Annotated in this window: 15 protein-coding genes; 11 read left to right on the forward strand and 4 right to left on the reverse strand. The window is 64.4% G+C overall.

Annotated features, from left to right (window positions below):
- Positions 1-16 precede the first annotated feature (16 nt).
- The 4 genes from RH950_RS09450 (at position 17) to RH950_RS09465 (ending at position 3,164) form a co-directional block, all read left to right on the forward strand.
- Positions 17-787 carry a glycosyltransferase family 2 protein gene (locus tag RH950_RS09450; protein ID WP_350056044.1) on the forward strand — a complete coding sequence of 257 codons (771 nt, stop codon included), beginning with the start codon at positions 17-19 and terminating at the stop codon, positions 785-787.
- Positions 784-1,113, forward strand: coding sequence for a lipid-A-disaccharide synthase N-terminal domain-containing protein (locus RH950_RS09455; protein WP_350056046.1), 330 nt, complete (start codon positions 784-786; stop codon positions 1,111-1,113). Before RH950_RS09450 ends, RH950_RS09455 begins: the two co-directional genes overlap by 4 nt.
- Before the next feature lie 113 nt (positions 1,114-1,226).
- A complete protein-coding gene (locus RH950_RS09460) occupies positions 1,227-2,405 on the forward strand; it encodes an alpha-D-ribose 1-methylphosphonate 5-triphosphate diphosphatase (protein WP_350056048.1) in 1,179 nt (392 codons plus the stop codon).
- Positions 2,406-2,444: 39 nt separating this feature from the next.
- Complete coding sequence (locus RH950_RS09465; RefSeq protein ID WP_350056050.1) at positions 2,445-3,164, forward strand: hypothetical protein; 720 nt, start codon at positions 2,445-2,447, stop codon at positions 3,162-3,164.
- 18 nt (positions 3,165-3,182) lie between these two features.
- Here the strand turns inward: RH950_RS09465 and RH950_RS09470 are convergent, their stop codons facing one another.
- Genes RH950_RS09470 through tsaD form a run of 3 tightly spaced genes read right to left on the reverse strand, consistent with a single transcriptional unit; the run spans position 3,183 to position 5,718 of the window.
- Positions 3,183-3,602, reverse strand: coding sequence for an EVE domain-containing protein (locus RH950_RS09470; RefSeq protein ID WP_350056052.1), 420 nt, complete (start codon positions 3,600-3,602; stop codon positions 3,183-3,185).
- Between the two features lie 14 nt (positions 3,603-3,616).
- On the reverse strand, positions 3,617-4,639 hold the full coding sequence (locus RH950_RS09475) for an NAD(P)H-dependent glycerol-3-phosphate dehydrogenase (RefSeq protein ID WP_350056053.1): 1,023 nt from the start codon (positions 4,637-4,639) through the stop codon (positions 3,617-3,619).
- Complete coding sequence (gene tsaD / locus RH950_RS09480) at positions 4,636-5,718, reverse strand: tRNA (adenosine(37)-N6)-threonylcarbamoyltransferase complex transferase subunit TsaD (RefSeq protein ID WP_350056055.1); 1,083 nt, start codon at positions 5,716-5,718, stop codon at positions 4,636-4,638. Before tsaD ends, RH950_RS09475 begins: the two co-directional genes overlap by 4 nt.
- Before the next feature lie 31 nt (positions 5,719-5,749).
- Between tsaD and hemC the strand changes: the two genes are divergently transcribed.
- The 7 genes from hemC to RH950_RS09515 all read left to right on the forward strand — a co-directional run bounded on the left by hemC (position 5,750) and on the right by RH950_RS09515 (position 12,994).
- The gene (gene hemC / locus RH950_RS09485; RefSeq protein ID WP_350056057.1) at positions 5,750-6,706 is read left to right on the forward strand and encodes a hydroxymethylbilane synthase; all 957 of its coding nucleotides are present in this window, start codon (positions 5,750-5,752) and stop codon (positions 6,704-6,706) included.
- 4 nt (positions 6,707-6,710) lie between these two features.
- A complete protein-coding gene (locus RH950_RS09490) occupies positions 6,711-7,433 on the forward strand; it encodes a uroporphyrinogen-III synthase (protein WP_350056059.1) in 723 nt (240 codons plus the stop codon).
- 100 nt (positions 7,434-7,533) lie between these two features.
- Complete coding sequence (locus RH950_RS09495) at positions 7,534-8,958, forward strand: COG4223 family protein (protein WP_350056061.1); 1,425 nt, start codon at positions 7,534-7,536, stop codon at positions 8,956-8,958.
- Positions 8,959-8,962: 4 nt separating this feature from the next.
- On the forward strand, positions 8,963-10,447 hold the full coding sequence (locus RH950_RS09500) for a heme biosynthesis protein HemY (protein WP_350056063.1): 1,485 nt from the start codon (positions 8,963-8,965) through the stop codon (positions 10,445-10,447).
- Positions 10,448-10,559: 112 nt separating this feature from the next.
- Positions 10,560-11,354 carry a hypothetical protein gene (locus tag RH950_RS09505; RefSeq protein ID WP_350056064.1) on the forward strand — a complete coding sequence of 265 codons (795 nt, stop codon included), beginning with the start codon at positions 10,560-10,562 and terminating at the stop codon, positions 11,352-11,354.
- A 94-nt stretch (positions 11,355-11,448) separates the two neighbouring features.
- Positions 11,449-12,312: an oxygen-dependent coproporphyrinogen oxidase gene (gene hemF, locus RH950_RS09510; protein WP_350056065.1), complete on the forward strand. Its 864-nt coding sequence runs from the start codon at positions 11,449-11,451 to the stop codon at positions 12,310-12,312.
- A 106-nt stretch (positions 12,313-12,418) separates the two neighbouring features.
- Complete coding sequence (locus RH950_RS09515) at positions 12,419-12,994, forward strand: hypothetical protein (RefSeq protein WP_350056066.1); 576 nt, start codon at positions 12,419-12,421, stop codon at positions 12,992-12,994.
- A gap of 15 nt (positions 12,995-13,009) precedes the next feature.
- On the opposite strand, the gene RH950_RS09520 is transcribed toward RH950_RS09515, so the two are convergent.
- Positions 13,010-13,780: a 2-keto-4-pentenoate hydratase gene (locus RH950_RS09520; RefSeq protein ID WP_350056067.1), complete on the reverse strand. Its 771-nt coding sequence runs from the start codon at positions 13,778-13,780 to the stop codon at positions 13,010-13,012.
- Position 13,781 lies beyond the last annotated feature (1 nt).

A 13,781-nucleotide genomic window follows, 5' to 3' on the forward strand; every position in this document is an offset into this window, starting at 1 on the left:
TTTCGAAAGGGCCGACGTGCCGCATTCAAATGTTTCCAGTCCCGGGGCAAATGCATCGCCCTTGCTGTCCGTGATCGTCCCGGTCCTGAACGAAGCCGAGAATATCGCGCCGCTGGTCGGCGAGATCGAGGCGGCGCTGACCGATGTCTGCATCTTCGAGATCATCTATATCGACGATTGCAGCAGCGACGAGACGCCGGACATCCTGCGGCGCCTGAAGGCGGAGCGTCCGCATCTCCGGGTGATCCAGCATGACCGGACCTGCGGCCAGAGCGCGGGCCTCAGAAACGGCGTGGCCGCGGCGCGGGGCGAGATCATTGCGACGCTGGACGGAGACGGGCAGAACGATCCCGCCGATATCCCGAAGCTGCTGGAGAAATACCGCGAGACCGCGACGGCGGAAAAGCCGGTCATGATCACCGGTCACCGGGTCAACAGGCAGGACACAGCGTCCAAGCGGGTGGCGTCGAAATATGCCAACAAGCTCCGCCGCGCGCTGCTGAAGGACGACAATCCGGATACCGGTTGCTCCCTCAAGCTCTATGCCCGCGAGACCTTCCTGCGCTTCCCTTATTTCGATCACATGCACCGCTTCCTGCCGGCCCTGGCGAAACGAGAGAATTGCGCGGTGCATGTGGTTCCGGTAAACCATCGCCACCGTCAGCACGGTCAGTCCAAATATTCGAATTTCGGCCGTGCATTGGTTGGCATCCCTGATCTGCTGGGCGTGGCATGGCTGCTGCGCCGGAGTCCGGGCGGCCTCAAAGCGAAAGAAATCGATCTGTGAACCTGGATGCCTTCTTCGACCTTTCTCTTGAAGAGATGGTCATGCTCACATTCGGATTTTTTGCCCAGGCGCTGTTCGCGGCGCGCTTTCTGGTGCAATGGGTTTCCAGCGAGATCGGCCGCAAGAGCGTGATCCCCGTCGCCTTCTGGTACTTCAGCTGTGCCGGCGGTATCATGATGCTGATCTATGCGATCTGGCGTAAGGACCCGGTATTCATCCTTGGTCAGTCGACCGGTCTTGTCGTCTACATCCGCAACCTTTTCCTGATCCACCGCGAAAAACGGATGGAGATGACGGCTGCGAAAGATGCAGGCGGCGACGACTGAACCGGGCCGGCTTTGGATCGCGGCGGGGATCTTTCTTCCCGCCTGTCATTCTTTTGCAATGAAATTGGGGGACATCTTCCCTCTTTTCCGAAGTCCAGCCTGTTCGAGGTCCCATGTCCGTTTCCCTGGTAAATGCCCGTGTCCTGCTTGAGGACGGCTCCGTCGAGAAAACCGAGATCCTGATCGAAGACGGCGTGATCCAGGCGATCGGCACCGGCGCGGTTACTGGACGGGCCTTCGATCTGGATGACAGGCTGGTGCTGCCGGGCATCATCGATCTGCATGGTGACGGGTTCGAGCGAAGCCTGATGCCGCGCACCGGCACGCATTTCCCCATCGACATCGCTTTGGTCGATGCGGATCGCGCGATCCTCTCCTCCGGCATCACCACGGCATTTCTGGCGCAGGGGGTGAGCTGGGAAGGCGGCCTCCGCGGTTCGGCGACGGCGGAAAAGATCCTGTCCGCGATCGAACGGGGCCGGAAGCGGTTCGGCGCCGACCTGCAGTTTCATCTCCGGTTTGAGACCTTCGCCATCGAAGAGCGGGAAACCGCGATGCGCTGGCTTGAGGATGGCCGGGTCTCGATGCTGGTGTTCAACGATCATCTGCCGCAGTTCGAGCAGTCCCTGCGGGAAACACCGGACAGGATGCAGCGCTGGGCCCATCAGCTCGGCATGACCTTCGATGATTTCCGGGCCGAGGTGCGCGCCCGCCGCGCCCGACAGGACGAGGCGGAGGAGACGGTGCGCCGGATTGCCGAACTCGCCCGCCAGCTTGGCGTGCCGACTGGCTCGCACGATGACGACACACCAGAGCTGCGTCAGCATTACAACGCGATGGGCGCCCGGATCGCGGAATTCCCGGTCAATCTGGAAACGGCGCGGGCGGCCCGGGCGATGGGCAACCCGGTCGGCATGGGCGCGCCCAATGCCCTGCGCGGCGGCAGCGCCTCGGGCAATGTCTCTGCCCTTTCGGTGATCGAGGAGGGGCTCTGCGATTACCTGATCTCCGACTATTACTATCCGGCCCAGTTTCACGCCGCCTTCAAGCTCGCCGCCGATGGCGTGCTGCCCCTGGGCAGCGCCTGGGCCCTGGTCTCGGCCGGTCCGGCCAAGGTCGGCGGCCTGGACGATCGCGGTGTGATCGCGGTCGGCAAACGCGCGGACATGATCGTGGTGGATGACAGCGACAAGGCTCTGCCGAAGGTGGATTTCGCGGTGGTGAACGGTGCCCTGTCCTATGCATCCGAGCCTTACCGGGTTGCCGCACTGCCGGAACTGTTCCCGGTTTGATGCTTTCCCGAAGCGCGGTTGCGGTGCCAGACTGAGAGGATGGATCCCGCACCCTCGTTCCTGCTGATGCTGCATATCGCCGCCGGGGCATTGTCCCTCGCGGCTGCCGCAGTCGCCATTGCCGCACCCAAGGGGCGGCGCCTGCACAGGCTTGCCGGACGGGTGTATGTTCTGGCGATGGCCGGCGTATTCGCGACGGCCATGTCGCTCAGCCTCGCATCCAACGATCTGTTCCTGATGACGGTCGCGATCTTCAGCTTCTACATGGTGCTGAGCGGCTACCGTGCGCTTTACCTGAAGCAACCCGCCGCATCGGTGGGCCTGCGCTACCGGGTCGGGGCGCTGGACAAGGGGGCGGCGCAGTTCACGCTGATCGCCTGTTCAGCGATGGCGACCTATGGCGGGGTGTACTGGTTCACCGAACCTCTGGCGCCGGTTCTGGTCGTGCTCGGGGTCATAGGCAGCCTGATGGCTTTCTTCGATCTGAAACGCTTCCGGACGCCGCCGGCGGATCCGCGCGCCTGGTTCTTCACCCACATGATCCGGATGCTCGGCGGCACCATCGCCTCGGTGACGGCGTTTCTCGTCACCAACGCGGACATGTTGGCGCCGCTGGCCCGCTGGCTGGCGCCGACGATCATCGGCACCGCCGCGATCACCATCTGGGTGGCATATTACAAACGGAAATTCGCAGGCGGAGCTGCGCCGGAAACAGTCGCTGAGGTCAGGCTGCGGGAGCTGCCTGACGAAGACGGGTAAGACGTGCTCTAGCTGCCCTCAGAGCGGCGTTTCCGCCATCTCCATGATGATCTTCCACTGCTCTTCGCTGACCGGCACGACGGAGAGGCGGGACTGGCGCACCAGAGCCAGATCTTCCAGCCGGGGCTCGGCCTTGACGTCCGCCAGAGTGACCGGCTTCACCACCGGTTTCACGGCTTCGAGCGTGACCATGCCGAACCGGCCCTTCGCGTCGGTCGGGTCAGGGTGATATTCCTCGATCACCTTCACGATGCCGACGATCTGCTTCTCGTTGACCGAGTGGTAGAAGAAGCCGAGATCGCCGATCTTCATGGCCTTCATGTTGTTCGAGGCCTGGTAGTTCCGCACCCCGTCCCAGCCTTCGCCTTCCGCGCCTTTTTTCACCTGATCGTCCCAGGACCAGGTATTCGGCTCGGATTTGAACAACCAGTAGGCCATGGGTGGTGTCTCCTTCACGCAAAGGGTTTGGGTGCCGGTACGCCCGGCACTTCCCAGCCGATCGGCCGGGACAGAAGTTCCTGTACTACCGTGCCGAGATCGGTGCCGTGGTTCAAGACCGCATCGACGCCTTCGGCTATCGGCATCTCGACGGAAAGGGCACGCGCCCTCCGGATCAGCGCGGCAGCGGTATAGACGCCCTCCACAACGGAATGGCTGGAGCCGAGGATATCCTGCAACTGTTCCCCTGCGCCGAGCCGCTTGCCGAGCGAGAAATTGCGGGAGCTGGTGCTGGAACAGGACAGCATCAGATCGCCGATGCCGGACAGGCCCATCAGCGTGTCGGCCCTGCCGCCGAGGGCGACGGCGAACCGGGTGGCTTCCGCCAGACCGCGGGTGATCAGGGCGGCGCGGGCATTCTCTCCCATTCCCATACCGCTGATGATTCCGGCGGCGATGGCCAGCACGTTCTTCACCGCACCACCGACTTCCGTGCCGGCGACATCTGTTGAGGCATAGGGCCGGAAGGTCCCGGCGTTGAGGGCTGCCACGAGTGTCAGGGCGAGGTCGCGGTCCGCTGCCGCCAGAGTGACGGCGGTCGGCTTCCCGGCGGCCGTCTCGTTGGCGAAGCTGGGGCCGGAAAGGACCGCGGCAGGGTTGTCCGGGAAGAGGTCCCGCAGAACCTCGCTCATGGTCTTGTCGGTGGAAAGCTCGATGCCCTTGGCGGCGGAGATCAGCGGGATACCGGCCGGAATGTCGAAGGCGGCGAGGGCGCCGCGCATATGCTGCGCCGGAATCACCAGCAGCAGGGCGTCGGCACCGGCAATGGCCTCGATCGGATCGCTGGTTATCGTGAGGTCGGGCGGCAGGGCGACGCCGGGAAGATAGTCCGCATTCTCGCGTGTCCGGGCCATGGCCTCGGCCTGATCCGGACGACGGGACCAGAGGACGGTCTGCCGCCCCGCGCGCTGGGCGGCGAGGGCCAGGGCCGTGCCCCAGGCGCCGGCGCCGAGCACGCCGATCCTGTCGATGCTCATGCCTTCACTCCCGCGCCGGCGGCCTTGGGCGCATCGGGATCGAGGGGCCAGCGCGGCCGGGGCGCGAAGCTGAGCGGATCGCTCTCTCCCGCCTGCAGCCGTTCGACCCCGGCCCAGGCCACCATTGCGGCATTGTCCGTGCAGAGCGCGATGGGTGGCGCGGTGAAGCTCATTCCCGACGCGTCCGCGAGGTCCGAAAGAGCGCCGCACAGCCGCTGGTTCGCCGCGACACCGCCGGCGACCACGAGGGCGTGGCCGGTGCCGTGATCCGCATTGAAGAGGGCGATCGCGTTGCGGCAACGGTTGACGAGACTGCCTGCGACCGCTTCCTGAAAGCAGGCGGCAATGTCCGCGATATCCTGATCTGTCGCCTTTCCGAGCGCTTCGATTTTTTGCCGCACCGCCGTCTTCAGCCCGGAGAAGGAGAAATCACAGCCGGGCTTGCCGACCATCGGGCGGGGCAGATCAAATCGTTGCGGGTCGCCGTTTGCCGCCGCGCTCTCCAGCGCTGGCCCGCCCGGATAGCCCATGCCGAGCAGTTTCGCGGTCTTGTCAAAGGCTTCGCCCACCGCGTCGTCGATGGTGGTGCCGAGCCGCCGGTAGCGGCCAAGGCCCTCGACGGCGATGAGCTGGCAATGGCCGCCGGAGACCAGCAGCAGCAGATAGGGAAAGGCGACCCGGTCGGTCAGCCGTGCGGTCAAGGCGTGGGCTTCCAGGTGATTGATGGCGAGATAGGGAATGCCGCGGGCCATGGCGATGGCCTTGGCGGTCATGGTGCCGACCATGACCCCGCCGATCAGGCCCGGCCCACCGGTGGCGGCAACCGCATCGAGATCCGCGAAAGAGAGGCCGGCTTCCTCCAGCGTGCGGGCGATGACCGGTTGCAGATGGTCGAGATGGGCCCGCGCGGCGATTTCCGGCACGACGCCGCCATAGGGCGCGTGGTCCTCGATCTGGCTGAACACGACATTGGCGTGAATGGTCCCGCTGCCGTCGACGATGGCAGCGGCAGTCTCGTCGCAACTGGTCTCGATCCCGAGAACGAAAGGGGTTGCCGATGGGGTTGTTTGCTCTTCCAAAGCCATGCGCACCGGTCTACACAGTCGGCCCATGGAACACCAGTCGAAAGCAGTCCCCCTGATCCGTCTCGGTACCCGCGGCTCCAAGCTGGCTCTGGCACAGGCCTACGAGACGAAGCGCCGTCTCGGCGAGGCCCATGCGGAGCTGGCGTCCGAGGATGCCGTCGAGATCGTGGTCATCAAGACCACCGGGGACAAGGTACAGGATCGCGCACTGGCCGAAATCGGCGGCAAGGGCCTGTTCATGAAAGAGATCGAGGCGGCCCTGATCGAGCGCCGGATCGACATTGCCGTGCATTCCATGAAGGACGTGGAGACATTCCTGACGGAAGGCACGGAGCTGGCCGCGATTCTCCCTCGCGAGGATCCGCGCGATGCATTGATCTCCCGCGTGGCCAGCAGTATCGAGGATCTGCCCAAGGGCGCGGTCATCGGCACGGCCTCTGTTCGGAGGGCGGCCCAGCTTCTGCACAAGCGGCCGGATTTCAACATCATCCTCTATCGCGGCAATCTTCAGACCCGCCTGCGCAAGCTGGACGAAGGCGTTTGCGATGCCACCATGCTGGCCATTGCCGGGCTCAGCCGTCTCGGACTGGCGGACAAGGCGACCCGCGTGCTCGAGCCGGAAGAGCAGCTCCCGGCCGTGGCGCAGGGCGCCATCGGTGTGCAGTGCCGCTCAGGCAAGAAAAACGGCGACAAACGTATCCTGGACTGGGTGCGCGGCATCAATGACAAGGACAGTGATATCCGGGTGACGGCGGAGCGGGCCATGCTGGCCCGGCTCGACGGCTCCTGCCGGACACCGATTGCCGGCCTTGCCGAATTGTTGCCCGGTGGAAAATTGCGGCTGCGGGGCCAGCTTGCGGCGCTTGACGGCAGCGCGCTGTTCTCGGCCGATAAAACCGGCAGTGCGGACGATCCTTCGGCGCTCGGGCTTGCGGTCGGCGAGGCGCTGATCGCCCAGGCCGGGCCGGACTACAAGGTCTAGGACGATGCGCGTCCTCGTGACACGGGCGATTGAGGACGGATTGGCACTGCAGGCCGAGCTTCTGGGCCACGATGTCAGCTCTGTGCTCGCCCCGATGTTCTCCATCGAATTCTTCAATCCGGTCGAGGAACCTGATGATCCGGTGCAGGCCTATCTGGTGACCAGCCGGAACGGGGCGGAGGCACTGGCGCGTTATACGGAAAGCCGCACGATTCCGGTTCTGGCTGTGGGAGCTGCAACGGCGGAGCGACTGACGGATCTCGGGTTCGAGGCGGTTGAAAGCGCCGATGGAGATGCCGCCGATCTCACGGCACTCGCCCAGCGCCGACTTGATCCGGCCGACGGGCCCCTGATCTTCCTCAGTGCCGAAATCGTGGCCGGCGATATCGAAGGCGCCCTGTCCGCGGCGGGGTTCGATCTCCAGCGTGTCATCGCCTACCGTGGCGTTCCGGAACGGAGTCTGGACCGTGACGTCGAGGCGCAGATGAGAGCCGGGGACATCCAGGGCGTGCTGTTTTTCTCGCCGCGCGCCGGGCGTATTTTCGTCTCCCTTGTGGAACAGGCGGGCTTGACGTCATTCTGTACGGAATTGACGGCATACTGCATCAGTGATCCGGTCGCGGACGCGGTGGGTGAGATACCGTGGCAGGCCGTCCGCGTTGCGACAAAGCCGACCAAGGGGCATTTACTCGCCCTGTTCGCGGCCCCATGTGACGAAGAAGCCTGAAAAAAGAGGCTGAATATCCAGCGCCTTGGTGCTTCGATGGCGGCGGGGCTGAATTGTGAAGCGGTGCGTTGCGCGCCGCTGAGTTTGGAAGATCTGACGTATGACCGATCCGAAAAGCCAGACCGGCGAGACCGTTGATAAAAAGGCATCTGATGGTGCCGAGGACGTAACTGTCATTGAGGTTGAGCCGACGCGGACCGCGGAAGATGCCGGCGAGCATGCCGCCGCGAGCCGGGGCCTGTCCCTGCGCACCAAGCTGATCGGGGGCCTGATCCTGGTCGTGCTGGTCGCTGGCGGCGTGTCGGCCGCGCTCTATCCGCTTTGGCGGGATCGGGCGGAGGCTCTGGTGGCGACCAGCGGCCTTCCTCTGAGCATGCCGGAAGTCCCCGAAAATGCGTTCTACGGGACGGTCGACGATGTCGTTTCCTTCCTCAAGGGCGCCGCGCCGGAACCGACTCCGGCGCCGGTGGATAAAGTTGAAGCGCCGACGGATGTCGTGTCTGCGCCCGAGCCTGTTGCCGATCCTCTGACACTGTTGGCGGAGCGTCTCGACGGACTGGAAACGGAAATCGGCAGGCTCGCGCAAGCAGCCAGGGACGCGCAGTCCGCCGCCGACAATGCCACCGAGAAAGCATCCGCACTCGAAGCCGGAATTGCAGCTGCTTCGGCGCCGGACGCCGAGGCGGTGGCGGCTCTTTCCGCTCAGTTGCAGCGTCTGGAAAACCGGCTGGATGCGCTTGAGGCCAGACCGGTGGCCACGGCTGCCGAAAGCGGCTCACAGGCTGCGGCTGTCAACGAGGCCTTGCTCAATCTGATCGGCTCCCTTCGAGAACGGATTGTCTCCCTGGAATCGCGCGAGGTGGTTGGGCCGTCTGATCTTGCAACGGTGACGAGCCGGGTAGAGACCTCGGAAAATACCGGGCAGGAGCGCCTCGCCGCTCTGCAGGCAGAGCTGGAGAAGGTTCGTCTGCTCGCCGAAAAGCGGGCCCCCCAGCGCGAACGCGCGGGGCTGCTGCTGCTGTCGGTCGGCCAGCTCGAGGCGGTCACCGTGACCTCCGGCAGTTTTGCGGCCCAGCTCGCATCGGTGAAGGATCTGGCAGCAGGGGACGATCCGGCGGTTGCCGACGCGCTGTCGGTGCTCGAAACCCATGCAGGCGGGGTCGAGACACGGGCGTCTCTGGCGGAACGGTTCGATGATCTTGCCAAGGCGGTGAGCCAGGCAAAGCTGGCTGGAACCGATCAGGGCCTGATCGGAAAAACGCTCAATACGGTGGCCTCTCTGGTGACCATTCGCCGGACCGACGTGGCCGAGGGGCCGGGGGTCGACGCGATCCTGGTCCGGGCAGAGACTGCCGTGGAATCCGGGGATATCAGTGGGGCCGTGACGGCGCTTGAGGATCTGTCAGGCGCGCCGGCAGAGCGCGCGGCCTCCTGGATTGAATCAGCCAAGGCGCGTCTCTCGGTCGACCAGGCGGTTCGATTCCTGCGGGGCGCCGCGCTCGCTTCTGTTGCGGAAGCGGGGTAGGGCTATGTTGAGGTTTTGCTTCGGCCTGTTCATCCTGGTTGGCGTTGTCACATTCGCGGCCATTCAACTCGCTGAAAATCCCGGCCGGATCTCGGTCGACTGGCTTGGCTACCATATCGATACCTATTTCGGTGTCGCCCTTCTGGTGCTGCTGGCCGGCCTCTGGGCCCTGCTTTTCGTGTTTCGCCTGTTCCGGGGGATCGTCGGGCTGCCCGGCGGGTTCTTCGGCTGGCGTGCCGCCCGCCGCCGCGAGGATGGCGTGAACGCGCTCAGTCTCGGCATGGCGGCGATCGCCGCCGGGGATTCCGAGGAAGCGCGCAAGCAGGCCAAGCGTGCTGAAAGGTTGCTCGACGATCCGTCGAAGACCCAGCTGCTATCCGCTCAGGCCGCCGCCCTCGGCGGCGACAGAGAGGCCGCCGGACGATATTTCGATGCGCTGACCGAAAGCCCGGAAACCCGGTTCGTCGGTTTGGTCGGCAAGCTCCGTCAGGCGCTCGAAGCGGGTGATCGGGATGCCGCCTTGCCGCTCGCATTGCAGGCCCGGGACCTGCGTCCGGATTCCGGCTTTGTCGCCCGCACCCTGTTCACGCTCGAAACCGAAGCGGAAGACTGGGATGGCGCACAGAAAACCCTGTTCGATGCGGTTCGCCGGAAGCTGATCCCGGAAGACGAGGCGAAGCGCTACCGCATGGCCATCGATATGGAACGCGCCCGGCTGAAGCAGGAAGCAGGCGATCTCGCCGGTGCGGCGGATTTCGCGGCGCGCGCCCTGACGGTGGAGCCCGCTTTCCCGCCGGCCGTGCAGATCGTGGTCGATGCGGAGCGGATCAAGGGACGGGACAAGAAGGCCCAGCGCCTGTTGGAAGATGCCTGGTCGGCCGCGCCGCACCCGGCCCTTGCGAAACTCTATGCCGGTCTTTGGCCGGACGACGATCCGGCCCAGCGGCTGAAGCGTATCCAGAAGCTGACGGACGAAAAGCCAGGCGGCCTGACCGGACGCCTGGCTGTTGCCGAGGCGGCTGTCGCGGCCGAGCTCTGGGGCGTGGCGCGTACAGCACTGGAAGGGATTCCGGAGACGGAGCGCAGTGCCGGAGCCTTCCGGCTGCTCGCCTACATGGCGCAGGCGGAGAACGGCGATGCCGCGCAGGCACGCGGTTTCCTGGAGCAGGCCGGCAATGCACCGGTCGATCCGGCCTGGACCTGTTCCGATTGCGGCGCGACCTCCGGAAGCTGGACGGTGTCATGCGGCAATTGCGGTCACTTCGCGACCCTGACCTGGAAGCAACCGCCGCGGGTCTCGGCGCTTGTCAGCCTGCCGGAAGCGGACGCGGCGCTAACCCCGGCGCCTGCGCTGATCGCGACACCGGCGCCGGTGGAACCGCCCGCTCCGGCCGAGGCGGTCACAGGCAAACCGGCGGCGTCGGAGACGCCCGACAAGCCGGCGGAGGATCAGCCAAACCCGGAAGACGTGGTCCGTCGTCTCGCGTGACTCTTACTGCACAATGAGTTATCTTGTGGTTGATTTCAGGGTAGGTTGATCCGACTTACCTCGTGAGGGGCAGCAAGCCCTGGACGCCGAGGCCCAGAATGGAGCCTGTACGATGACAAGCATTTCCAGTCTGTCGAGCTTTACCAATGTGCAGGTCGCCCAGCCGCGTGTCGTCGGTCAGGATGCGAGTGCCAGGAGCACGGGCACAGGCACGTCTTCCTCGCCGGGATACCGGACGGCCGAGTCAGGAGCCAATCTTTTCGCCGCCTCCATCTCCGAGAGCGACCGCACCACGACGGGCCTGCAGGATCTTCTCGGAGGCGAGCTCGAGAAACTGTTCGGCGCCATCGACAGGAAGAATGACCCGGACGATTCCGTTTCCCGAGCCCTCGACAACCTGAAGGATTTGCTTGCCAAAGCTGCCGAGGATCCGTCTGTCTCCGGTTTTCAGATCCGGATCTCCAGTGTCAGCCAGCAACTGCGTACCGATGAGGGCGCGGGCAATGTCTTTTCCAGCATTTCCCAGCTCTCCATCGAGGTCGGGCTGGTCCGTGACGGCAAGGTTGCCGCCGAGGATGTCGAATTGCTGTCCTTCGAAGGCAAGAAACTTTCCCTGACCGATGAGCAGAAACAGACCGGTATTGTTACCGGACGGTTCGTGCTCGACGATCCGGCGGCGGTGTCGAACAAGGCACAGGCGGCGGCTGCCGACCAGGCGCTGGAACGGCTGAAACTTGTGAGCGATGCACTCGCCGCCTTCCGGCGCGGCGATCTCGGCCCGCTGCAGAACATCGAGAACCTGTTCCGTGGCGGTACGCTGAATGCGGAAAGTGTCCGGGCATTGTCCAGCGCCAAGGACGTGACGCAGAGTGCGGTCTTCCCCGGCAGCGGTATTCTCGACGTCTGATTCTCTCTGCCTCTCGACAGGACTTCCGGCTTCCGGCTAAACCGGGGCGCGGCCCGCGACGGGCGGCACCGTCGGTTCAGCATCGGATAGGCCCATGTATATTTCCACCGAAGAGCAAAAAGGCGCGGCGCGCGCCTGGTTCGAAAATCTGCGGAACCAGATCTGTGCGGCTTTCGAGCGCATGGAGGACGAGTATGAGGGTCCGTTGAGGGATCGGCCTGCCGGGCGTTTCAGACGCAAGAGCTGGGAGCGAGACGGCGGAGGCGGCGGTGTCATGTCGGTCATGGAAGGCCGGGTCTTCGAGAAGGTCGGTGTCAATATCTCGACCGTGCACGGCGCCTTCTCCGAGGAATTCCGCAAGTCGATCCCCGGCGCCGACGAGGATCCGCGCTTCTGGGCGGCGGGCATTTCGCTGGTGGCGCACATGCAATCGCCGAAGGTTCCGGCCGTGCACATGAACACCCGGCACATCACCACGACGAAGTCCTGGTTCGGCGGCGGCGCCGACCTGACGCCGATGGTGCCGGAGCAGGTGGATACCGACGCCTTCCATGCCGGCCTCAAGGCCGCCTGCGACAGGCACGATCCGGCCTATTATCCGAAGTTCAAGGAGTGGTGCGACGAGTATTTCTTCCTGAAACACCGGAACGAGCCGCGCGGCGTCGGCGGGATCTTCTACGATTATGTGGACGGCGATTTCGAGAAGGACTTTGCCTTCACCCGTGACATCGGGACGGCGTTTCTCGAGACCTACCCCGCTATCGCCCGCCGTCGTATGAACGAGGACTGGAGCGAAGAGGAACGCCACCACCAGCTGGTTCGGCGCGGCCGCTATGTCGAGTTCAACCTGATTCACGACAGGGGCACGCTTTTCGGCCTGAAAACCGGCGGAAACGTTGACGCTATCCTGATGAGCATGCCGCCGAAGGTTATCTGGCCTGCACCCGGCGACGACTAGACACCAGATGATACTCCTATTTCAGTTGGACTCGACGCGCCGATGAATTAACCTTTCGTTAAGGACCGGCGCGGGGGCGCCGGGGTTGTTGGGCGTGACTGAAACAATGTCTATTTCTGGTGCTCTGAATCTGACACAGACGGTGCCGTTTGAGAGTTCAAGCGGCGACAACCGGACTCGCCGGACCGATCCGGCAAGTCCGGTTGTCGCCGTGCGGGATTCATCGACCGGTGGAGAGCCGGCCGGACAGAACGCGCTTCCCGCAGAGCCGGAAAACTCTCCGGAGAGCGGACGGAATTCCGCTGGCATACCGCCACAGTCGCTGGTCGATCCGGCGAATCTCTCGCTGGCGCAGGAAACCGCTGAAGAACCGGTGGCTGCGAGCGAGGATGAAAGTCCGGAGAACATCTCTGCCCGCCTGATCCCGATAGCGGATGAGGATTCAACGGAGACTGTCGCCCTGGACGGCCGCCCCGAGGCGGTGAAGGCGGGGGAACTGGTCAGTGAATCCCAGCGGCTGACGGGCGAACCGCTCGCGGTGCCCGACTACAATATTGATCCTATTGAGCGGGACATTCAGGTGTTCAACGACCGCATCAGCCGGGCGACTCAGGTTCTGGAGTTCTTGAACAGCCGCCCGGCCCCGCGCTCTTCCGGAGCCGGCGTGAGCATTGTCGTCTAGCAAACAATCCTGACTTTACCCGAACTGCATATCCGCCTTCCCGAGGCCGGGAAACTCGACCCGCGCCGTGACACCGGCTTTTGCGAAATCGACACCGTTCCAGGATCCGGTTGTGATCACGTCGCCGGCTTTCAGGCCGCGGCCCTTGAGGGAGCCGGTCCGTCCCGGGGCATGATTGGCGAGCCAGGCCATCAGCACGAACGGATCACCGCCGCCAAACGTGCCGGTATCCTCGAAGGCGACGGTATCATCGAACAGCAGCCGGACAGGCTGGGATGAAAAGTCGAGTGTATCTGGCACAGGCATTTCCGTGCCGAGCACGAGTGAGTCATTTGCCTGGAAATCCATCAGCGCCCAGAGCGGATCGGTCTTCGGCCAGTCCTGCAGCCGGGATTCGACGATTTCGATGGCAACGATCATGGTCGAGAGCGCGGCCCGGATATCGTCGGGCTGGTAGGGCGTATCGCGCTCCGGCAGGTCATTGCCAAGCCGGAAGGCAATCTCTGCTTCCACGCCGAAGGTCCGGTGCATGGCCGACGCCAGCACCTGTCCCGAGGTATAGATCTTGGACTCGGCGATCGGCGATGCTGTCGGCTCGGCGCCGGGGCTGCCGCCAACTTTCCAGGCGCCGACCCTGCGACCGAGAAGATCGAATGCGGCGTCCTGGATGGCAAAAGCATCCTCGCGTGTCCGCGGCGCCTCGGGCGCCGGCAAATCGGCGATCGGCGTGCCGGTCTCGAAGGCATTGACCAGCCGCTGCGCTGCGGCGTTCACTTTCACTGGCATT

Source organism: Nisaea sp. (genome assembly GCF_040217065.1).
Classification (GTDB): Bacteria; Pseudomonadota; Alphaproteobacteria; order Thalassobaculales; family Thalassobaculaceae; genus Nisaea.